We start from the raw sequence: 21619 nt of genomic DNA, 5'->3' as shown, positions 1-21619 counted from the left end.
GCAATTTCATTGTGCGCTGCGAAATCGGCCAGCGCGCGGGGCGGCTGACGCTGCGTTCCCCGCAAGTCGCGGCGTTTCCGGCATTTTTGCGCCGCAAACGGCGCTCGCGCCAAACTGGCACGCATCTTGATTTTCCTTGTCGTGGCTCTTCCTCCCGGGGAGACGCGACAGAGGGGAAACAGATGACAATGTTCAGCAAGAAATTCTTCGCCGGCATGGCGCTTTCGGGCCTGATGGCCACCACTGCCGTCACCGGCGCCTTCGCCCAGGAGGAGACCATCAAGGTCGGCATCCTCCACTCGCTGTCCGGCACCATGGCGATCTCCGAGACGACCCTCAAGGACGTCATGCTGATGCTCATCGAGGAGCAGAACAAGAAGGGCGGCCTGCTCGGCAAGAAGCTCGAGGCCGTCGTCGTCGATCCGGCCTCCGACTGGCCGCTGTTTGCCGAAAAGGCCCGCGAGCTGATCCAGGTGAACGGCGTGTCCGCCGTGTTCGGCTGCTGGACCTCGGTGTCGCGCAAATCCGTGCTGCCGGTCTTCGAGGAGCTGAACTCGCTGCTGTTCTACCCCGTCCAGTACGAGGGCGAGGAAAGCCAGCGCAACGTCTTCTACACGGGTGCCGCGCCGAACCAGCAGGCCATTCCCGCCGTCGACTACCTGATGAACGAGGAAGGCGTCGAGCGCTGGGTGCTGGCCGGCACCGACTACGTCTACCCGCGCACGACCAACAAGATCCTCGAGGCCTACCTCAAGGCGAAGGGCGTCGCCGAGGAAGACATCATGATCAACTACACGCCATTCGGTCATTCCGACTGGCAGACGATCGTGTCCGACATCAAGGCCTTCGGCTCGGCCGGCAAGAAGACCGCCGTGGTCTCCACCATCAACGGCGATGCCAACGTTCCCTTCTACAAGGAACTGGGCAATGCCGGCATCAAGGCCGAGGACATCCCGGTCGTCGCCTTCTCGGTCGGCGAGGAAGAACTGGCCGGCCTCGACACCGGACCGCTGGTCGGGCACCTGGCCGCCTGGAACTACTTCCAGTCCGTCGACACGCCGGTCAACGGCGAGTTCATCGAGGCGTGGAAGGCCTATATCGGCGACGACAAGCGCGTCACCAACGATCCCATGGAGGCCCACTACATCGGCTTCAACATGTGGGTGAAGGCGGTCGAGAAGGCCGGCACCACCGATCCGGATGCGGTGATCGACGCCATCGTCGGCGTGTCCGTGCCGAACCTGACCGGCGGCTACTCGGCGATGATGCCGAACCACCACATCACCAAGCCGGTGCTGATCGGCGAGATCCAGGAAGACGGCCAGTTCGAGACCGTGTGGGAGACCTCCGGCCTCGTCGTCGGCGACGCCTGGTCCGACTATCTCGACGGCTCCAAGGACCTGATCGCCGACTGGCGCAAGCCCTTGAACTGCGGAAACTTCAACACTGCCACGGGCAAGTGCGGCGGGTCGGGCAGCTAAGCGCCCACCTTCCGCAACCAGAGGGGGAGGGAGGCGGGCGCAGATCTGCCTCCTCCTTACCCCTCCTCTCCTACCGCATGCCGCACCCCAGCCCGGACGGTCCCCCGTGAACGTAAACGCATACGCCCCGCGCTCTCTCCCGGCCCTGTTGCTGGCCATGCTGCTGGCCCTGCTGCCGCTGGCGCTGCTGTCCTCGGCAGCGGGCGCGCAGGACAATGCCGCCCTGCGCCCGCTCATCGATGCACTCGGCCAAGGCTCGTTCGGCGACACGGAGAAGCAGGTCTCGGCTCTGGCCGCCACCGGCGATGCCGCCGTGGTGCCGGCGCTGGAAGCGCTGACCAACGGCGATCTCTATGTGCGCAAGGCCGACAAGGCTGTGGTGATCGGCAAGCGCGCGGGCGGAAGCCTTGCGCTGACCGATCCGCTGACCGGCGAGGCGCTGGAAAGCACTGCGACCAGCGCGCTCGACAAGATCCGCGTCAACAATCGCCTGCGCCGCACGATCCGCGCAGCGCTCGGCGGGCTGACCCTGCGCGCCGCGGATGCGACCACCCGCCGGCAGGCGGCAGAAGCAATCTTCAAGGCGCAGGATGCGGAGGGCATCGAGGCGCTGGACGCGGCGATCGAGGCCGAGACCAATCCGGGCGTCGCGAAGCTGATGCGCGAGGCGCGTGCCGCCGCCGTGCTCGCCTCCGACCGCCCCACCGAGGACAAGATCGCCGCCATCGGCACGCTGGCCGAGCGCGGCGACCGCGACGCCCTGTCGATGATCACGGCGGTGCAGAACAGCGAGGCGAGCGACCTGCACGAGGCGGCAGGCGCCGCCCTTGCTCGCATCGAGAAGCTGCAGGCGGCCTGGGACACGGCCCGCAACGTCTGGTTCGGCCTGTCGCTAGGCTCGGTGCTGCTGCTCGCCGCCATCGGCCTTGCCATCACCTTCGGCGTGATGGGCGTCATCAACATGGCCCATGGCGAGATGGTGATGCTGGGCGCCTACACCACCTTCATGGTGCAGAACCTGTTCCGCACCCACGCGCCCGACCTCTTCGACTATTCGCTGCTGGTGGCGCTGCCGGCCGCCTTCCTCGTCGCCGGCCTCGTCGGCGTCGGCATCGAGCGCGGCATCATCCGCTTCCTGCACAACCGCCCGCTGGAAACGCTGCTCGCCACCTGGGGCGTCTCGCTGATCCTGCAGCAGGCGGTGCGCTCGATCTTCGGCCCCACCAACCAGGAGGTCGGCAACCCGGCCTTCATGTCGGGCGCCTTCGAGATCGGCCAGCTGACGATCACCTACAACCGGCTGTGGATCCTCGTCTTCGCGCTGACGGTCTTCGCCGCGCTCTTGATCGCGATGAAGTTCACCCGCTTCGGGCTGAACGTGCGCGCCGTCACCCAGAACCGGCGCATGGCCGCCTCCATGGGCATCCGCACGCCGCTGGTCGACGCGCTGACCTTCGGCCTCGGCTCCGGCATCGCCGGCATCGCCGGCGTGGCGCTGTCGCAGATCGACAACGTCTCGCCCAATCTCGGCCAGTCCTACATCATCGACAGCTTCATGGTCGTGGTGTTCGGCGGTGTCGGCAACCTGTGGGGCACGCTGGTCGCGGCCATGAGCCTCGGCGTTGCCAACAAGTTCCTGGAGCCCTTCGCCGGCGCCGTGCTGGCCAAGATCCTGGTCCTCGTCTTCATCATCCTGTTCATCCAGAAGCGTCCGCGCGGCCTGTTCGCGCTGAAGGGCCGGGCGGTGGAGGCATGAGCCCCCGTCCCGCCCGCATCCCGCGGAGCCGCCCGTCATGATGGTTCGTTTCCTTGCCGGCGGGTTGACCGGCACCCGCCTCGCCATGCTGGCGCTGCTTCTCGCAGCCGCGGTGCTGGTGCCGGTGCTCAACCTTGCCCTGCCCACGGATCACCCGCTGCACGTGCCCACCTATGCTGTGACGCTGATGGGCAAGTACCTGACCTACGCGCTGCTGGCGCTGGCGCTCGACCTCGTGTGGGGCTATTGCGGCATCCTCTCGCTCGGCCACGCGGCGTTCTTCGCCCTCGGCGGCTATGCCATGGGCATGTACCTGATGCGGCAGATCGGCACGCGCGGCGTCTATGGCGACCCGGTGCTGCCCGATTTCATGGTGTTCCTCAACTGGAAGGAACTGCCCTGGTACTGGAGCGGCTTCGACGCCTTTCCCTTTGCGATCGTGATGGCGCTGGCGGTGCCGGGGCTGCTGGCCTTCGTCTTCGGCTGGTTCGCCTTTCGCTCGCGCGTCACCGGTGTTTATCTGTCGATCATCACCCAAGCGATGACCTATGCGCTGCTGCTCGCCTTCTTCCGCAACGACATGGGCTTCGGCGGCAACAACGGCCTGACCGACTTCAAGGACATCCTCGGCTACTCGGTACAGTCGGACGCCACCCGCGCCGGGCTCTTCGCCGCCTCGGCGCTGGCGCTGGCGGCAAGCCTCGTGCTCGCCATCGCCATCACCGGCTCGAAGCTCGGCAAGGTGCTGATCGCGGTACGCGACGCGGAAAGCCGCACCCGCTTCCTCGGCTACCGGGTGGAGCACTACAAGCTGTTCGTGTGGACCGTCTCGGCGATGATGGCCGGGCTTGCCGGCGCGCTCTACGTGCCGCAGGTCGGCATCATCAATCCGGGCGAGTTCGCCCCGGCCAACTCCATCGAGGCGGTGATCTGGGTGGCGGTCGGCGGCCGCGGCACCCTTGTCGGCCCGATCATCGGCGCGGTGCTGGTCAACTTCGCCAAGAGCTGGTTCACCGCCGCCCTGCCCGAGATCTGGCTGTTCGCGCTCGGCACGCTGTTCGTCGCGGTGACGCTGTTCCTGCCCAAGGGCATCCTCGGCCTTGCCGCATCGCTGCGCGCCCGCCTGCCGAAGCGCAAGGACAAGACCTCACCGGCGGACGTGTCGGCGGGTGCGCCCATCGCCCCCGCCCCCGCTCTTGCCCGCAACCAGGCCGCGGAGTGACACGATGACAGCCACGGGCTCCCTGCTCTATCTCGACGGCGTCAGCGTCTCCTTCGACGGCTTCAAGGCGCTGAACAACCTGTCCTTCCTCATCGGGCGCAACGAGATGCGTGCGATCATCGGCCCGAACGGCGCCGGCAAGACGACGATGATGGACGTCATCACCGGCAAGACACGGCCGGACACCGGCACGCTGCTGTTCGGCGAGAAGCTGGACCTCACCCGCCACGACGAGGCGGAGATCGCCGGCTTCGGCATCGGCCGCAAGTTCCAGAAGCCGACCGTGTTCGAAAGCCACACGGTGGAGGACAATATCGCGCTGGCGCTGAAAGCCTCGCGCGGGCCCTTCGCCACGCTGTTCCACCGCCGCGAGCGCGAGGAGAGCGCGCGCATCGACGCGCTGCTGGAGCTGGTGCGCCTCGACAGCCGCCGCGACGACCTTGCCGGCGACCTCAGCCACGGCCAGAAGCAGTGGCTCGAGATCGGCATGCTGCTGGCGCAGGACCCGCAGCTGCTGCTGATCGATGAGCCCGCCGCCGGCATGACCGATGCGGAAACGGCGGCGACCGCCGACCTCCTGCGCGACATCTCGAAGAGCCATTCGGTCGTCGTCGTCGAGCACGACATGACCTTCGTGCGGGCGCTCGACGTCAAGGTCACTGTGCTGCACGAGGGCTCGGTGCTGGCGGAAGGCTCGCTCGACCACGTCTCGTCCGACCAGAAGGTCATCGACGTCTATCTGGGCCGTTGATCGTGGAACGCGCAATGAACTGTGGCACTGCAACCGTCTTGCCGTTTATGTATCCCTCGGTCGAGGGAACCGGACAGGAGACGGATGATGCCTCTATTGGGCCTTCTCGCAACGATCGCCGTGGGTGTGGCGGTCTGGTACTGGCGACTGAAAATGCTCCGCGAAGCGGGGAGCGAAGTGATCGATTCCGTCGAGCGGATGCGCGGCGCCTACAAGCGCAAGCAGTTCCGCAAGAAGGTCGAGGACGCGCCGCTGGCCTCCATCGAGGACCCGGTGATCGCCGCGGTGACCTTCTACTTCTGCCTGGCGAAGGAAAAGCCCGCCCACAAGGACGAGGCGAAGGCCGTCATCCGCGAAGGGATGCAGGGGATCGTCCCGCCCGGCGACATGGACGAGCTGCTGATCTTCTGCGACTGGATCGCCCAGAACGTCATCAATGCCGACGACCCGGTCCAGCGGTTCCACAAGCTCTGGAGAAGCCGTCTCGACCAGGGCGAGCTGCACCAGCTGATCACCATCGCCCGGGCGGTCTGCGACGTGGGCGGGGGACCGGACGAGGAACAGGCGCGGGTGCTGCAGCTGTTGAACCGCAAGCTGCTGAACTGACGCACAAGACCGTAATGGAGGTTGCATGCTGAACGTTGAGTCCATCGACCTCCATTACGGCGCCGCACAGGCGCTCAAAGACGTCAGCCTGAGCGCGGAGGTCGGCAAGGTCACCTGCGTGATGGGCCGCAACGGCGTCGGCAAGACCTCGACCCTGCGGGCGATCGCCGGCCAGCAGCCGATCTCGGCCGGCAGCGTGCGCTGGGAGGGCGAGGACATCTCGCGCCTGACGCCCTATCAGCGGGCGCGCCGGGGCATCGCCCTGGTGCCGCAGGGGCGCGACGTGTTTCCGCTGCTCAGTGTGCGCGAGAACCTGGAGACCGGCTTTGCCGTACTGCCGCGCGGCCAGCGGCGGGTGCCCGACACGGTGTTCGAGCTGTTTCCCGTGCTCAAGGACATGCTGTCGCGGCGCGGCGGCGACCTGTCGGGCGGCCAGCAGCAGCAGCTGGCCATCGGCCGGGCCATCGTCATGCGCCCGCGGCTTCTGATCCTCGACGAGCCGACGGAAGGAATCCAGCCCTCGATCATCAAGGATATCGGCCGCGCGATCTCGTTCCTGCGCGACACCGGCGAGATGGCCATCGTGCTGGTGGAACAGTATTTCGAGTTCGCCCGGGACCTGGCCGACCGCTTCGCCGTGATGGACCGCGGCGAGGTGATGCTCGCCGGCACCCGGGACGAACTGGAGGAGAGCGCGGTGCGCGCCCACCTCACCGTCTGACGGGAGCCCTGCTCAGCCGCGGCCGATATAGGGCATGGTCGTCGCCATCACCGTCATGAACTGGACATTGGCGTCGAGCGGCAGGCTCGCCATGTGTAGGACGGAGCTCGCGACATTCTCGGCCGCCATCACCGGCTCGGCCCGCACGCTGCCGTCCGGCTGGGCAACGCCCTCCTGCATCCGCACCGTCATGTCGGTCGCCGCATTGCCGATATCGATCTGGCCGCAGGCGATGTTGAACGGGCGCCCGTCCAGCGAGATCGAGCGGGTGAGGCCGGTCATCGCGTGTTTGGACGCCGTATAGGCGGCCGAGCCGGGACGCGGCACATGGGCGGAAATCGAGCCGTTGTTGATGATCCGTCCGCCCTGCGGGTCCTGCGCGCGCATCATGTTGAAGGCGCCGCGCGCGATCAGGAACGCGCCGTCGAGATTGACGGACATCAGCTTGCGCCATTCCTCGAAGGAAAGATCGCCGATCGGCTTGCCGAGAACGGTGGTGCCGGCATTGTTGAAGACGACGTCGAGCCGCCCGAACGCATCGTGCAGGGCGCCGAACAGGTCGTCCACCGCCGCCGGCTCGCTGACGTCGCAGGGAACGCAGAGGGCACCGGCCGAATCGACGCCGGACATGGCCACGGTCTCTTCCAGCTTGTCGCCGCGGCGCCCGGTCAGCACCGTGCGATAGCCCGCCTTGAGAAAGGCGATGGCGCAGGCACGGCCCACGCCCGCGCTCGCACCCGTCACCAGCGCCACGTTTCCTGCCCGCTCACCCGTCATGGCCATGCCGTTCCTCCGCTGAAAGCCATTGCATCATTGCAGGAACAATGGACGGGTCAGCACGGAAAAGGCAAGCCGCAAGGGCACTTGGCACGAAGGTTTGGCGCGGGCGGCGGCTTCGCCTTACGCGAAATTACGGGCGATGACGTAGCCGACCGTAGCGGAAAAGCCGGTGACGAACGTGCCCCAGGCGATATCGACCAGGGTCACGGCCACCGGCCAGTCGCGCAAGGTAGCAAGGTTGGTGAAGTCGTAGGTCGCATAGGCGAAGAAGCCGAACAGGCAGCCGTAGAGCGCCGCATCCTGCCAATTGCCCGAGCGCAGCGCCGGGGCGACCGCGAAGATGACGATGCCGACCACGTAGACGAGGTAGAAGGCGCCGGCGACCGCGAAATTCACCTGGTCGGCCATCAGCCCGGCAAGGCGCTCGCGGTAGAAGGAGCCCGCCACATGCCCCAGCCAGACGTAATCCAGCGTCAAGAAGATCAGCGCCGTGGCGCCATAGGCGATCGCGTACGACATGTCCGGGGCCTTCCTGTTGTCCACATGGCGTTAAACGCAGGATTGAAGCGACCGGTTCACCTTGCGGCCACAATGCGGGGGCTCAATCGCAACTTCCTTGCGCAAAGCACCCGCTGCCCTCTTCACACAGGATTGGAATTATTCTAAACTGCGTGCAATTGATCGCTTCGCGAAGGTCGAAGCGACCGTGACGGTGCGGCCGCAGTGGCGCACGCGGAAGACAAGGAGAGCATCGAATGAAAGGCAGCGCAAAGGTTATCGAACGGCTCAACGAGGCGCTGTTCCTCGAGCTCGGCGCGGTGAACCAGTACTGGCTGCACTACCGCATGCTTGACGACTGGGGCCTGACCAAGCTGGCCAAGAAGGAGCGTGCTGAGTCCATCGAGGAGATGCAGCACGCCGACAAGCTGATCGAGCGCATCCTGTTCCTGGAGGGTCATCCGAACCTGCAGAAGGTCGCGCCGCTGCGCATCGGCCAAGACGTCAAGGAAGTGCTGGAAGCCGACCTTGCCGGCGAGCACGACGCCCGCACCTCCTACGCCAAGTCGCGCGACATCTGCCACGACGAAGGCGACTACGTCTCCATGAAGCTCTTCGAGGAGCTGCTGGCCGACGAAGAGGGCCATATCGACTTCCTCGAGACCCAGCTGGAGCTGCTGGAGAAGATCGGCGTCGAGCGCTACTCGCTGCTCAATTCCGGTTCGGCCGACGACGCCGAGTAATCGGCTCTCCGCACCGCACTGCTTCAAAGCCGTCGCGCCTCCCCGGCGCGGCGGCTTTTTCATGCCTGCGCAAAGACACGTGTTCGCACAAAATATTGCAACCAACGATAGAGGGTCTGCCCTATCCTGCCCGTGGTCACCAGACGGGAGGACGGCATGGCATTCGCATCCGGTTTCGATTTTTCCGAGGCACGCGACGCGCTGGCGCTGTCGCAGGCGATCTACGGCGCGCCGGCGATCCCGGTGCCGACGCCCGATCCCGCAGCACTCGGCTGGTCGCTGGTCGACGAGCTGTCGCCCTCCGGCCCGACGCTGCTCGACAACCTGTGGCAGGTCTGGAAAAGCAGCGCGCATCCGAACCGCTACGCCGTGGTGGTGCGCGGCACGGTCGACACGGACGCCAGCATCCTCGCCGACCTGCTGTTTCCGCTGGTCGATGCGCGGCTCGACCTGAGGCTCGAGATCGGCGGATCGCAGCTCGACATTCCCTTCCATCTCGCCCGCGACGAGACGGGCAGCGCGGTCGTCGCCGGCACCCATCTCGGCTTCACGCTCAGCCTGCTCCTGATGCTGCTGACCACCGACCGGCCGCTGCTGGCGAGCCTTGCCCGCCTGTCGCTGCTGCCGGGGACCGAGCTGCTCGTCACCGGGCACAGCCAGGGCGCCTCCATCGCAACGCTGCTGACCTCGTTCCTGCGCCACGCCGGCGGTCCCTTTGCCGGCTTGTCAAACCTCTCCGTCAAGACCTACGTGCTGGCCCCGGCCAAGCCCGGCAACGACCATTACGCCGCCGACTATGCCGGGATCGCCGGCATGGCGGGCTTCGGCTGGACCATCGCCAGCACGCAAGGCTGGGTGCCGCAGGTGCCCTTCACGCTGCAGGGGCCCGGCGACCTCAACACGCCCAATCCCTTGCGCGCCTATGCCGGTGAACCGATGCCGGACAGCGATCCGCGGGTCGCGGCGATGGCGCTCACCGCGGCGATGGCTTCAGACGCTGCGCTGGAGCAGGCGCTGGCCCATGCTGGCGAAACGGTCGCGGAGCTGAAGGCCGGGCTTGGGACCATCCGCCTTGCGCCCGAGCCGTTCATGACCGGCGGTACGGTGCTGCCGCCGGTTTCCGGGACCGTTCTGGCACCGACGCTCGACACGGTGCTGTCGCGGGTGCAGCGCTCCCTCGACTACGCGCCGGCCGGATCGCTGGTGCCGCTGTTCGCCCGGCCCGGCGGCAACCCCGCCGACCCGAAGGACTTCTTCTGGCAGCACCATCTCGGCAACTACTGGATCTACCTGCAGGAGCAATACGGCGGCGTGTGAACCGCGCTGCCGCCTCCCCCGGCGCTTGCAAGGCGGGCCATGCAGCGGCACTCTTGCGCCCGGCGCAATCGCGCCTTCGGGAGGATCATCACACATGCACGCCCATCGTTCGGCACTGGCGCTCGGTGCCTCGCTTCTCGTCTCCACCGTTCTTGTCGCCGGAAGCGCGCAGGCCGCCTGTCCCGACGATGCCGCAATCGACGCCTTCCTGGCCGCGCGTGCCAGCGCTGCCCCGACCCCGCCGCCGGTCGCGGCCGGTGGATCGATGGCGGATGCCCTGTGCGCTCAGGACAAGATCCTCGCACGCCTGGAAACAGATCTCGGCCCGGTGGTCGGCTACAAGGCCGGCCTCACCTCGCCCAAGTCGCAGGAGGCTTTCGGCGTGACGGAGCCCGTCTTCGGCACGCTGCTTGAGGGCATGATCATCAAGGGGAACGCCACCGCCCGCCCGGCGGAGGCGGTGCGCGCGCTGTTCGAGGCGGATCTGGTCGTCGAGATCGCCGATGCCGCCGTCAACGACGCGACGACGCCGGAAGAGGTGCTGGCCCATATCGCCGGCGTGCGCCCGTTCCTGGAGCTGCCCGCGCTCGTCGTCGGCAAGGACGACAAGCTCGACGGCCCGGCCATCACCTCGATCAATGTCGGCGCGTGGAAAGGCGCGATGGGCGAGCTGATCGAGATCCCGCAAGGGGCCGAGGGCGTTGCCATGCTCGCCGACTTCACCGCGAAACTGACGAATGACGCAAACGGCGAGACCCTGTCGGCGGCGCCCGGCAAGGCCGTGCTCGGCCACCCGCTGAACGCGGTCAGCTGGATCGCCGGCGTGCTGAAGGCGCAAGGCAAGGCGTTGAAGCCCGGCGATCTCGTCTCCGTCGGCTCCATCGGCCCGCTGCATCCGATGAAGCCGGGCCTGAGCGTGACGCTGACCTACGAGGGACTGCCCGGCACGCCGAAGATCGGCGCCCGGTTCGAGTAAGGGCAACACGCCGTCAACACCCGCTCCGCTGTCGTCCCGCACGAAGCGATGCGGAGATGCGGGACCGGAGAGCCGGGGGGCGTGTGTGGCAGCACTCCGAGTTGGCGCCGCGCCGCCGTGGCTCGCCGATCCCGGTTCTGCGCTACGCTTGACCGGGATGACGTCAGAGAGAGAGGCATGATCTCGCATCCCCTCTGCGGTCACCCCGGCCAAGCGCAGCGCGCGCCGGGGCCTATTCGTTCCCAGAGCGGCGGCGCTCCTCGCACCGCCCCTCCCCGATCAGCCCTTCTTCTTGTTGAAGGCCGCCGCCAGCGCCGCAGCCATGGCCCCGTCGCCGCCACCGCCCTGCGAGGGACGCGAACCGCCAGAACCGCCGGAGCCACCACCGCCGGGCCCGCCGCGACGCGGGCCGCCGGGCCCGCCCTTCGGCCGATCGCCGCCACCATCGGGACCGCCGCGCGGCCGGTCAGAAGCATCCGCGCCGCCGTCCTTGCGCATGGTGAGACCGATGCGCTTGCGCGCCATGTCGACCTCCACGACCTTCACGCGCACGATGTCGCCGGCCTTCACCACCTCCGCCGGATCGCGCACGAAACGGTCGGCGATCTGCGAGACATGCACCAGGCCGTCCTGATGGACGCCGATATCGACGAAGGCGCCGAAATTGGTGACGTTGGTGACCGTGCCTTCCAGCACCATGCCTGGGCGCAGGTCGCTCATCGTCTCGACGCCGTCGGCAAGCTTTGCGGTCTTGAACTCCGGACGCGGATCGCGGCCGGGCTTCTCCAGCTCAGCGAGGATGTCGCGCACCGTCGGCAGGCCGAACGTGTCGTCGGCAAAGCGCGAGGCGTCGAGCCCCTTCAGCAGCGACGCATTGCCCATCACCTCGGACAGCGGCCGGCCGCAGGCCTGCACGATGCGGGTGGCCACCGGATAGGCTTCCGGGTGCACGGAAGATGCGTCGAGCGGATTGTCGCCGCCGGGAATGCGCAGGAAGCCGGCGCACTGCTCGAAGGCCTTGGGCCCGAGCCGCGCAACCTTGAGCAGCGCCTTGCGGTCGCGGAACGCGCCTTCCGCCTCGCGGTGCGCCACGATGGACTCGGCAAGGCCGGCGGAAAGGCCGGACACGCGGGCGAGCAGCGCCACGGAGGCGGTGTTGAGGTCGACGCCGACCGCGTTCACCGCATCCTCGACCACCGCGTCCAGCGCCTTCGCCAGCTTGGTCTGGTTGACGTCGTGCTGGTACTGGCCGACGCCGATGGACTTCGGCTCGATCTTGACGAGCTCGGCCAGCGGATCCTGCAGGCGGCGGGCGATGGAGGCCGCGCCGCGCAGCGAGACGTCGACGCCGGGCAGCTCGCGCGCGGCCAACTCGCTCGCCGAATAGATCGACGCGCCGGCCTCGTTGACGATCACCTTGATCGGACGGTTCGCCGGCGGGATCTCGCCGAGCAGATCGGCGACCAGCCGGTCGGTCTCGCGGCTCGCCGTGCCGTTGCCGATGGCGATGAGCGAGATGCCGTGCCGGGCGATCAGCGCCTTGAGGGCCGCCATTGATCCCACGATGTCGTTGCGCGGCTGGAAGGGGTAGATCGTCGTCGTCTCGACCAGCTTGCCGGTGGCATCGACCACCGCCACCTTGACGCCGGTGCGGATGCCGGGATCGAGGCCCAGCACCGTCTTGTGACCGGCGGGAGCGGCCAGCAGCAGGTCCTTGAGATTGCGGGCGAAGACGTGGATCGCCTCTTCCTCGGACTTCTCGCGCAGCGCGTTCATCAGGTCGAGTTCCAGATGCAGCGCCAGCTTGACCCGCCAGGCCCAGCGCGCTGTCTCCGCCAGCCAGCGGTCGGCCGGCCGGCCCCGGTCCTCGATGCCGGCGGCCCTCATCACCATCAGCTCGACCGGCTTGAAGGTGCCCTGAGCGTCCTCGTCGACGGCGAGTTCCAGCGCCAGAACGCCCTCGTTGCGCCCGCGCAGCAGCGCCAGCGCCCGGTGGCTCGGCACGTCGGCCCATTTCTCGCGATAGTCGAAATAGTCGGAGAACTTGGCGCCCGCCTGCTCCTGGCCCTCGACCACGCGCGAGCGCAGCACCGCGCCCGAGGTCATGTGCGAGCGCAGCCGCCCGACCAGCGCCGCATCTTCCGCAAAGCGCTCCATCAGGATCTGCCGCGCGCCGTCCAGCGCCGCCTTGGCGTCCTCGACGCCCTTTTCCGCGTCGACGAAGCGCGCCGCCGTCTCCTGCGGGTCATGCGAGGGATCGCCGATCAAGAGGTCGGCCAGCGGCTCCAGCCCCGCCTCGCGGGCGATCTGCGCCTTGGTCCGCCGCTTCTTCTTGAACGGCAGGTAGAGATCTTCCAGCTGCGCCTTGGTCTCGGCCGCGTGGATGCGCCCGGCCAGCGCGTCGTCCAGCTTCCCCTGCTCCTCGATGGAGCGCAGGATCGCGCCGCGCCGCTCCTCCATCTCGCGCAGGTAGGTCAGCCGCTCCTCGAGCCGGCGCAGCTGCGTGTCGTCGAGACCGCCGGTCGCCTCCTTGCGGTAGCGGGCGACGAAGGGAACCGTCGCCCCGCCGTCGAGCAGCTCCACCGTGGCAGAGACCTGCTCCGGCCGGCAGACCAGCTCCGCCGCGATGGTGCGGGCGATGCGGGCGGAAATCTCCGGCGGCAGCGCCGTCTTTGCGGACGCGGGACGGGAAGCCGGAACGTCCGGCGCGAAGGAGGAAAGATCGGTCATTTTGCGTGCCTGTCGACGAAATCGGGCCGCCGGCAGCGAGCCGGCCGGCGGGGCGCGAACCTTACGCGCGCTGCGCGCGCCGCGCCAGTATGAGGCGCGAAGACACACGGCCGGAAGTGGAAAACCACGCGAGTGAGGCGGGACTGGGGCCCAGGCTCTAGCCCATGCTCGAGCCCAGGCTGAGGCTCGCGCTCAGCGCACCACGGTGATGCGCTGCGCGGCGCGGGTCACCGCCGTATAGAGCCAGCGGTCGCGATACTCGCGGAAGGCCCAGCTCTCGTCGAACAGGACGATGTCGTCCCACTGCGAGCCCTGCGCCTTGTGGACGGTGAGCGCATAGCCGTAGTCGAACTCGTCGGAGCGGCGCTTGAGGGCGTAAGGGATCTGGTCCGCGCCCTCCTCGAACAGGCCCGGCAGCACCTTGACCTGCACCCGGCCCTTGCCGGCGGCCTCGTCCTCCGGGCGCACGTCGAAGCGCAGCGTGTTGCCCTTGGACGGGCGCAGCCGCTCGACGGTCCACAGCCCGCCGTTGAGCAGGCCCTTGGCCTTGTCGTTGCGCAGGCACACCAGCTTGTCGCCGACCGCCGGCATCGGCGTCGTGTAGCCCTTCAGCTCGCGGATGCGGCCGTTGTAGAGCCGCCGTGTGCGGTTGGTGCCGACCAGCACCTGGTCGCTGGCCAGGATCGAGGCGGCGTCGATCTCGCGGCGCGAGATGATGCGGCTGTCGCCGTAGCGGCCCGGCTCCAGCTCGCCGCCCTCGCGGATCAGCATCGACATGTGGACGATCGGGTTGTCGCGCGCCTGGCGGTGCACCTCCGACAGCATCACGTCGGGCTCGGCCTCGGTGAAGAAACCGCCGCCCTTGACCGGGGGCAGCTGCGCCGGATCGCCGAGCACCAGAACCGGCGTGCCGAAGGACAGGAGATCGCGGCCGAGATCCTCGTCGACCATCGAGCATTCGTCGATGACGATCAGCTTGGCCTTGGAGGCGATGCTGTCGCGGTTGATCGAGAAGCTGAGGCTTTCCTCGTCGTCCTCGGTCTCGTCCTTGCGCCCGCGCGGCCGGTAGATCATCGCGTGGATGGTGGTGGCGTCGTCGCAGCCCTTCTGGCGCAGCACATGCGCTGCCTTGCCGGTGAAGGCGCCGAAGGCGACATCGCCGTTGATGCCTTCCGCCAGATGACGGGCGAGCGTCGTCTTGCCCGTGCCGGCGAAGCCGAACAGGCGGAAGACCTGCTTGTCTTTCGATTTCAGCCAGCGCGCCGTCTCGTCGAGCGCGTGCTGCTGCTGGGGCGACCAGTCCATGAAGCGAATCGGATCCCGAGTTGGTTCGCTTCCTTCCTACAGTCTTCGCGCCCGCCTGTGCACCCGCTTAAGCCGGGCTCACGGGCGCGGGTAGAGCTTCACCCCCGTGCCGGTGACCGAAAAGCCCGTCATGTAGGGGTCGCGCTCGTCCAGCGTGATGGTGGAGGTGCCGGTCTTCACCGCCCAGCCCTCGATGGTGGGCACGATGGCCGGCCGGCCGCCGACGGTGGTCTCGGCTTTCACCCCGCCGGTGAACAGCGAGCCGATGACGCTCTCGTGCACGAAACGGTCGCCGACCTTCAACCGGCCCCGCGCATGCAGCTGGGCAAGGCGGGCGGAGGTGCCCGTGCCGCAGGGGCTGCGGTCGATGGCCTTGTCGCCGTAGAAGACCGCGTTGCGCGCATCCGCCCCCGGCTGGGTCGCCGGGCCCGTCCACTGGATGTGGGTGATGCCGCGGATGCGCCCGTCTTCCGGATGCACCATCTCGTACGCCTCGTTGAGCGCGATCCGAAGCGCCGGGCTGATCGCCACCAGCCGATCGACATCGATGGCGCCGACGCCCGGGAAATTCTCCTGGGGCTCGATGATGGCGTAGAAATTGCCGCCATAGGCAACGTCGAAGGTCAGCCGGCCGAGCTCCGGGCAATCGATCTCGAGATCCTGAGCGGCAAGGAAGGAGGGCACGTTGGTCAGCCGCACGGAGGCGACATGCTCGCCCTCCATCTCGTAGTCGGCCAGCACCAGGCCGGCGGGCGTTTCCAGCCGCGCCTGGCCGGGCGTGCGGGGCACGAGAAGCCCCTCCTCGATCGCCATGGTGACGGTGCCGATGGTACCGTGGCCGCACATGGGCAAGCAGCCGGAGGTCTCGATATAGAGCACGCCGATGTCGCAATCCTCGCGCGTCGGCGGGTAGAGGATCGAACCGGACATCATGTCGTGGCCGCGCGGCTCGAACATCAACCCGGTGCGGATCCAGTCGTAGCGCTCAAGGAAATCCGCCCGCCGCGCCAGCATGCTGTCGCCGGCCAGGTTGGGTCCGCCGCCGGCGACGAGCCGCACCGGATTGCCGCAGGTATGTCCGTCGATGCAGAAGAACGTATGCCGCGCCACGGCTGCCTCCTCGAGAAAAGAACCCAGACTTCAAACAACCCAGACTGTCAGAACCTGTCGACCGCATAAGGGGCAAGATCGACGGCCGGCCGCTCGCCGGCAATGAGCGCGGCGACGAGGTCGCCCGTAACCGCCGCCTGCGTCAATCCGTGATGGGCATGGCCGAAGGCGTGGATCAGGCCGGGCACACGGCGGCTTTGCGAAATCACCGGCAGGCTGTCGGGCAGCGAGGGCCGGAACCCCATCCAGCGCTCGCCGGTCTCGGCCCTGAGCTTCGGCACCACCTTGCCGGCGCGCGCCACCAGTGCATCGACCCGCCGCCAATCGGGCGCGGCCTCGAGCCCGCCGAACTCCACCGCCCCGCCGATGCGCAGGCCCTTGGCCAGCGGCGATAGCACGAAACCGTAGCCGGCCAGCATGATGAAGCGGCGGAAGGAGACGCCCGGGTCGGGCACCGTGATGTTGTAGCCGCGCTCGGTGTCGAGCGGCACGTCCTCGCCGATGCCGGCGGCAAGCCGGCGCGACCAGGCCCCGCAGGCGAGCACCACATGCGGCGCGCGGCGCACCGGCCCCTCGCGCATGCGCAGCACGACACCCTGGCTGCAACGGGTGATCGCCGCCACCTCGCCGCGCTCGATGGTGCCGCCGCGCCCGCGCACATGGGCGGCGAGGTCGAGGCACATACCGTGCGGGTCGTCGACCTGCACCCAGCCGGGAAGGAAGGCGCCACCGGCGACCGTCGGCCCGAGATCCGGCTCCATGTCGCGCAGCTCGGGACCGCTCAGCTCGCGCACCTCGATGCCGTGGTCGCGCTGCAGCTGCCAGCCGGCCTGTGCCCGCGCGATCTCCGCCGGCTTGTCGAAAACGTCGAGACAGCCCTCGCGCTTCACTCGGTGAAGCGTCCCGCTCTCCCGCCACAGCCGCTCCCAGGCAGGCAGCGCGGCGGCATTGAGCGCGGCGATGGCACCGATGGAGCGGCGCCAGGCGGCCGGCCGCGAGGCCTGCACGAAGCGCAGCATCCAGGGCAGGATGGACAGGGCATAGGAGGGGCGGATGGCGAGCGGCCCGAGCGGGTCGAGCAGCCAGCCCGGCGCCTTGCGCCAGATGCCGGGCGAGGCGAGCGGGGCGACATCCGTCCAGGCGATGCCGGCGGCATTGCCCCGCGAGGTGCCGCTGCCCGGCTCGTCCCGGTCGATCACGGTCACCGCATGGCCGCGTTCCAGCAGCGCCGCCGCCGTGGCGAGGCCGATGATGCCGGCCCCGATGATGGTCACTTCGGAGCTGTCGCCCATGCGTCCTTCACGCCCCAATAGATCCTGTCGCCGAACCTTGGCCGGACCCGGCCGGTGCTGCCCGCCGCCTCAGAGCGCCGGCAGCTGCGGCCGCGTGTCCAGCGCGGCGCGAATGATGCCGTCGACCCGCTCGGCCTCAGCACCCGACAACGCCATGCGCGGTGCGCGGCATCGGTCGTTGGAGCCGATGGCATGCACTTCGGCGCGCTTGATGTTCTGCACCAGATTGGTCGAGACATCGAGATCCAGCAAGGGGCGGAACCAGCGGTAGATCTCCCGCGCCTCCTCGATGCGGCCGGCCTGCGCCAGCTTCCAGATCGCCACCGTCTCCTTCGGGAAGGCGACGACGAGACCGGCGACCCAGCCGGTGGCGCCCATGACGAGGCTTTCCAGCGCCAGATTGTCGACGCCGGTGAAGACGTCGAAGCGGTCGCCGAAGCGCGAGATCACCTCGCTGACGCGGCGGATGTCGTCGGTGGATTCCTTCATCGCCACGACCAGCGGCTCGCCGGCCAGCTCATCGAACATGTCCAGCGTCACGTCGACGCCGTAGGCGACCGGGTTGTTGTAGATCATCGACGGCAGGCCGGACCCGCGGATGACCGCGAAAAGATGCGCCAGCGTCTCGTGCGGGGCCGAGCGATAGGGCACGCCCGGCAGCACCATCAGGCCGTCGGCGCCGGCCTTTGCCGCGGCCTGCGCGGCGGACACCGCGCGGCGGGTGGAGCTTTCGCACACGGTCATCAGGACGGGGCGGCTGCCCGCGACGGATTTGGCCAGCTTGAAGATCTCGAGCTTTTCTTCTCCCTCGAGCGCCATCGCCTCGCCGAGCGAGCCGCAGACGATCAACCCGTCGACACCCGCCTCGACCTGCAGCGCGAAGCAGCGCTCCATCTCGGCCATGTCCAGCCGGTCGTCGCTGGTGAACTTGGTCGTTACCGCCGGAAACACACCGCGCCACATGATCGAAACTCCCTTGCCGCCATCTGATATATCAGTTGTCGAACGCACATTCCCACGCACCTTCCCTTCTGTCAACGACTGATATATCAAGGAGGAGAAGCGAGAGGAGATGTCATGACCGCCAGCCCCGCCGGAGGCGAACGCGCCGCAGACACCGCTGGGCTCGGCCCCGCCAGCCAGGAGGGCGAGGAAAGCCGGGCGGCCCGCGCCTATCGCGCGCTGGAGGAGCAGATCGTCACCCTGCGGCTGGCACCGGGCACGGCGATGACGGAAAGCCGCATCGCGGCGCTGCTGGACATGGGCCGCACGCCGATCCGCGAGGCGATCCAGCGGCTGGCCTGGGAAGGGCTGGTGACGATCCGCCCGCGCCTCGGCATTCTGGTTGCCGACATCAACCCGGCCGACTTCGCCCGGGTGCTGGAAACCCGCCACGCGCTGGAGATCCTGCTGACCGGCTCGGCCGCCCATCTGGCGAGCCGCGACGAGCGCGACCGGCTGGGCGAATGCGCCCGCGCCATGCGCGACGCTGCCGCCGCCGGCGATGTCGACGCCTTCCTGCGCGAGGACAAGACCTTCGACGAGATCGTCGCGGTGGCCGCGTGCAACCCCTTCGCCGCCCGGGTGGTGGCACCGCTGCAGACCCATTCGCGGCGGTTCTGGTTCCGCTATTTCGGCGAAAGCGACCTCAACTCCGCCGCCTGGCACCATATGGAGCTGATGCAGGCCATCGCCTCGGGCGACGTCGCCCTCGCCCGCTCCCGCGCCGACGACCTGATGCACTATCTCCGCCGCCAGGCGATGACGCTGACCGGCGGGTTGGAGAGGTAGGGGGGGCCGCCGTGAACCCCGAAGGCCACTGACCCGGAGCAGATTTCAATGACCCTCGAAATCCACACTTCCTGAACCCGCTTCAGAGTGCGCAAATGTCAGAGAAATATAGCCGCCATCAATCAGGAAGTGTCTCTTCCAAATGATAGAGCGCCATGCGGATATTATTATCTAGATAAACAAAAGTATCCACCCCATTGTCCAACCCTAGTCTGCGATATGTATACATAAATATATACGTCTCATTTTCTGATATATTCAATTCCCAGGCAACGCCTTTTTGAAAATTATCACTTATTACACCGACAAGGGGTTCTTTCGAATTATTTATATACTCAACGATTCTCTTGGTAATCTTCTTTATAAATTTCGGAACCGCACCTTCATTTAGTGCAGACTCGTAGGAACCAAGTTCGCCCATGGCATACATCTTCAGTTCACTTAAGACCGTATATGGTAACCCCTTACCGTGATCAATGAATGTCCACCGTACGATCCAAGTTTACTCAGAGTATTTATTATCTTTTTCCTTCCAATCATATGCGAAGTCAGTGAAGAATTCTGGTTTCTCAACGCGTGAAAGCGTGGGATTGGAAATTCGCGCGAGGCTTCTGTCGACCAACGAGAATGCTTTGTCAGGGTCTTTACGAAAGTCGGCATATAGCTTATCACGCAGAAACAGTGGGAGTTGGCAATCGTCGATTACGCAAGGCATGACAATCGTTTGTCGCTCTTCTAATTCCCTTACTAGACCCGCATTCAGTTCCCTTTTGCACCAAGCAGACTCCACTGAATTCTTAGATATAATCACGAGGATGGCGCTCGATCCTGTTAGATTTTCTTCAATCTTAGATGTTAGTGAATCGCCGACATTGAGCTCCCAGCGGTCCATCCAAACGTGATGTTTGGCTCGAACTAAGTTCGCGGCCAACGTGTCGACGAAGTCACTATCTTGGTGATTGTAGCTGATAAATATTGGCATATTCGCAGATCCACCTCCCAACTTTACTGCAGCCTCGCACATTTCAGGGTCGGTGGACAATTTTGACTTCCAGCCCGTACCACCCGCGCCCCGCAACTCGCAATTCATCCCATTAGGAAATTTCAATTACGCGCAATAATATTACGCGAAGGGACGATTTTGACAATCGCCACGTTGTCGGCACCAAAGGCGGAACTCGGCACCACGGATGACGCCGACGACGCAATGCTCAGCGCAAAAATTCACGAGACGCAAGCCAACCTCGAACGGGTTCTTGCTACGACATCTAAGTCCAATTCGAAACCGTACCTGCCGACCTAGAAGCGGCAGTGAAGATGCAAGCGTCGCGCCTTTCGAGAACCGCGAAGTCACCGTTACGGGCATTGCGTTGCGCCTGGTGCCGAATGCGTTGGCGACATCCTGAGAGAGCAACGCTCTTGTGGCTGGCACGAATAAAGACGCGGCCGCATCGTCAAGGCGCTGCGATCAATCCCGCGCGCCGTCAGGCGGGAGGCGCAAGCCACGATCGACAAGGGCGAACGAGATGGCGAACCGCGTTCGGCAAAGCGATCAAGGAGGAGTTAACAAAATGAGCGAAGTAAGTTTGGCTGCAGAGCACGTTGCCGTGACCCACATGCGAATTCATGGGCCGAAACGAGCGCCTGAAGCGGTTTCCGCGTGTTCTGGTCGGGCGAGGCGCAAACGGTTTGCGACTAGCGACTGCATTGAGAGCAGCGAATTATCTTTGCACCCTCCACGTATGGATCCGCGAAAATTTTTTGTTACTTGCAATTCCATCGCTGGTGAAATCAACCGACACTAAAGGATGTCTCCGAAATTCAAAACGATCCCGAGCGCATCTTTAGCGTACTACCCCGGCAACGCCGCGAGCAGGGCCTTGCCGGCTTCCTCGATATGGGTGCGCAGGATCACTTCCGCGGCGTCCGCATCGCGGCGACGGCAGGCGGCGAGCAGCTCGCGGTGCTCGCGGTCGGAGCGCACCGCATAGTCGAGCTGGCGGATGGCGATGCGAAGGTAGCGGTCCGCCGCATCGTGCAGCAATGAGATATGCGCGAGCAGGCGCGGGCGGCCGCAGGCCTCGTACAGCGTCATGTGGAAGCGCTTGTTGAGCGCGCCGAACGCCTCGATCGGCGCGGTTTCCAATTCGCCCTGGATGCTTTCCGCCCGGTCGATCCGGCTTTCGGTCAGTTCGGGGATCGCATGGCGCAGGGCAAGGCACTCGGCCAGCACCCGCATCTCGTGGATCTCGGCAAGATCGCGCGCGTCGATGGCCGCGACGCTGGCGCCGCGATTGCGGACCATCTCCACGAAGCCTTCCGCCTGCAACAGGCGCAGCGCCTCACGCACCGGCATGCGGCTGACGCCGTAGGCCTCGGCAATCGTCTCCTGGCGCAGCGGCTGGCCGGCGGCAAGCTCCCCGGAAATGATCCGCGCGCGCAGCCGGTCGGCGACGGACTGCGTCTGGTCGCGGCCCTTGGGGTCTGATGTCCGCATCCCCTGCCCGCTGTCTCCCGATCCGCTCACGGTGATGACCTCT

The 21619-nt window shown here is 66.6% G+C and carries 20 protein-coding genes; 10 read left to right on the top strand and 10 right to left on the bottom strand.

Annotated features, from left to right (window positions below):
- Positions 1–188 precede the first annotated feature (188 nt).
- The 6 genes from urtA (at position 189) to urtE (ending at position 6537) form a co-directional block, all read left to right on the top strand.
- On the top strand, positions 189–1481 hold the full coding sequence (gene urtA / locus BBX35_RS09155; protein WP_067218879.1) for an urea ABC transporter substrate-binding protein: 1293 nt from the start codon (positions 189–191) through the stop codon (positions 1479–1481).
- Positions 1482–1638: 157 nt separating this feature from the next.
- Positions 1639–3237 carry an urea ABC transporter permease subunit UrtB gene (urtB, locus tag BBX35_RS09150; protein WP_067218876.1) on the top strand — a complete coding sequence of 533 codons (1599 nt, stop codon included), beginning with the start codon at positions 1639–1641 and terminating at the stop codon, positions 3235–3237.
- Positions 3238–3274: 37 nt separating this feature from the next.
- Positions 3275–4459 carry an urea ABC transporter permease subunit UrtC gene (urtC, locus tag BBX35_RS09145; protein WP_067218875.1) on the top strand — a complete coding sequence of 395 codons (1185 nt, stop codon included), beginning with the start codon at positions 3275–3277 and terminating at the stop codon, positions 4457–4459.
- A gap of 4 nt (positions 4460–4463) precedes the next feature.
- Positions 4464–5210 carry an urea ABC transporter ATP-binding protein UrtD gene (gene urtD / locus BBX35_RS09140; RefSeq protein WP_067218873.1) on the top strand — a complete coding sequence of 249 codons (747 nt, stop codon included), beginning with the start codon at positions 4464–4466 and terminating at the stop codon, positions 5208–5210.
- Between the two features lie 84 nt (positions 5211–5294).
- Positions 5295–5816 carry a hypothetical protein gene (locus tag BBX35_RS09135; RefSeq protein ID WP_244271599.1) on the top strand — a complete coding sequence of 174 codons (522 nt, stop codon included), beginning with the start codon at positions 5295–5297 and terminating at the stop codon, positions 5814–5816.
- Between the two features lie 25 nt (positions 5817–5841).
- On the top strand, positions 5842–6537 hold the full coding sequence (urtE, locus tag BBX35_RS09130) for an urea ABC transporter ATP-binding subunit UrtE (RefSeq protein ID WP_067218871.1): 696 nt from the start codon (positions 5842–5844) through the stop codon (positions 6535–6537).
- A 12-nt stretch (positions 6538–6549) separates the two neighbouring features.
- Here the strand turns inward: urtE and BBX35_RS09125 are convergent, their stop codons facing one another.
- Positions 6550–7314: an SDR family oxidoreductase gene (locus BBX35_RS09125; RefSeq protein ID WP_067219924.1), complete on the bottom strand. Its 765-nt coding sequence runs from the start codon at positions 7312–7314 to the stop codon at positions 6550–6552.
- 123 nt (positions 7315–7437) lie between these two features.
- Positions 7438–7836, bottom strand: coding sequence for a DUF2177 family protein (locus BBX35_RS09120; protein ID WP_067218868.1), 399 nt, complete (start codon positions 7834–7836; stop codon positions 7438–7440).
- 236 nt (positions 7837–8072) lie between these two features.
- Here BBX35_RS09120 and bfr point away from each other — a divergent pair, with 236 nt between their 5' ends.
- From bfr to BBX35_RS09105, 3 genes are all read left to right on the top strand, one after another.
- Complete coding sequence (gene bfr, locus BBX35_RS09115) at positions 8073–8558, top strand: bacterioferritin (RefSeq protein WP_067218865.1); 486 nt, start codon at positions 8073–8075, stop codon at positions 8556–8558.
- A 156-nt stretch (positions 8559–8714) separates the two neighbouring features.
- Entirely contained in the window at positions 8715–9875 is a 1161-nt protein-coding gene (locus tag BBX35_RS09110) for a lipase family protein (RefSeq protein WP_067218862.1), read from the top strand.
- Between the two features lie 94 nt (positions 9876–9969).
- Complete coding sequence (locus BBX35_RS09105) at positions 9970–10851, top strand: 2-keto-4-pentenoate hydratase (protein ID WP_067218860.1); 882 nt, start codon at positions 9970–9972, stop codon at positions 10849–10851.
- A 279-nt stretch (positions 10852–11130) separates the two neighbouring features.
- Here BBX35_RS09105 and BBX35_RS09100 read toward each other — a convergent pair whose 3' ends face one another.
- From BBX35_RS09100 to BBX35_RS09080, 5 genes are all read right to left on the bottom strand, one after another.
- Positions 11131–13581 (bottom strand): Tex family protein, encoded by a 2451-nt coding sequence (locus BBX35_RS09100; protein WP_067218857.1) that lies wholly within the window; start codon positions 13579–13581, stop codon positions 11131–11133.
- 192 nt (positions 13582–13773) lie between these two features.
- Complete coding sequence (locus tag BBX35_RS09095) at positions 13774–14886, bottom strand: ATP-dependent DNA helicase (RefSeq protein WP_067218856.1); 1113 nt, start codon at positions 14884–14886, stop codon at positions 13774–13776.
- Positions 14887–14964: 78 nt separating this feature from the next.
- Positions 14965–15996: a 4-hydroxyproline epimerase gene (locus BBX35_RS09090; protein ID WP_067218853.1), complete on the bottom strand. Its 1032-nt coding sequence runs from the start codon at positions 15994–15996 to the stop codon at positions 14965–14967.
- A gap of 47 nt (positions 15997–16043) precedes the next feature.
- Positions 16044–17288 carry an NAD(P)/FAD-dependent oxidoreductase gene (locus tag BBX35_RS09085; protein WP_067218850.1) on the bottom strand — a complete coding sequence of 415 codons (1245 nt, stop codon included), beginning with the start codon at positions 17286–17288 and terminating at the stop codon, positions 16044–16046.
- A 69-nt stretch (positions 17289–17357) separates the two neighbouring features.
- Positions 17358–18251, bottom strand: coding sequence for a dihydrodipicolinate synthase family protein (locus BBX35_RS09080; RefSeq protein WP_067218847.1), 894 nt, complete (start codon positions 18249–18251; stop codon positions 17358–17360).
- A gap of 114 nt (positions 18252–18365) precedes the next feature.
- Here BBX35_RS09080 and BBX35_RS09075 point away from each other — a divergent pair, with 114 nt between their 5' ends.
- Positions 18366–19079: a GntR family transcriptional regulator gene (locus tag BBX35_RS09075; RefSeq protein WP_083206155.1), complete on the top strand. Its 714-nt coding sequence runs from the start codon at positions 18366–18368 to the stop codon at positions 19077–19079.
- Positions 19080–19197: 118 nt separating this feature from the next.
- Here BBX35_RS09075 and BBX35_RS23390 read toward each other — a convergent pair whose 3' ends face one another.
- The 3 genes from BBX35_RS23390 to BBX35_RS09070 form a co-directional block, all read right to left on the bottom strand.
- Entirely contained in the window at positions 19198–19500 is a 303-nt protein-coding gene (locus BBX35_RS23390) for a hypothetical protein (RefSeq protein WP_141687840.1), read from the bottom strand.
- 81 nt (positions 19501–19581) lie between these two features.
- On the bottom strand, positions 19582–20121 hold the full coding sequence (locus BBX35_RS22775; protein ID WP_171901415.1) for a toll/interleukin-1 receptor domain-containing protein: 540 nt from the start codon (positions 20119–20121) through the stop codon (positions 19582–19584).
- 810 nt (positions 20122–20931) lie between these two features.
- Positions 20932–21576, bottom strand: a complete 645-nt coding sequence (locus BBX35_RS09070; RefSeq protein ID WP_067218845.1) for a GntR family transcriptional regulator — start codon at positions 21574–21576, stop codon at positions 20932–20934.
- Positions 21577–21619: the final 43 nt, after the last annotated feature.

Source organism: Stappia indica (assembly GCF_001696535.1).
GTDB classification, from domain to species: Bacteria; Pseudomonadota; Alphaproteobacteria; order Rhizobiales; family Stappiaceae; genus Stappia; species Stappia indica.
This window is presented reverse-complemented; position numbering and strand designations above follow the sequence as displayed.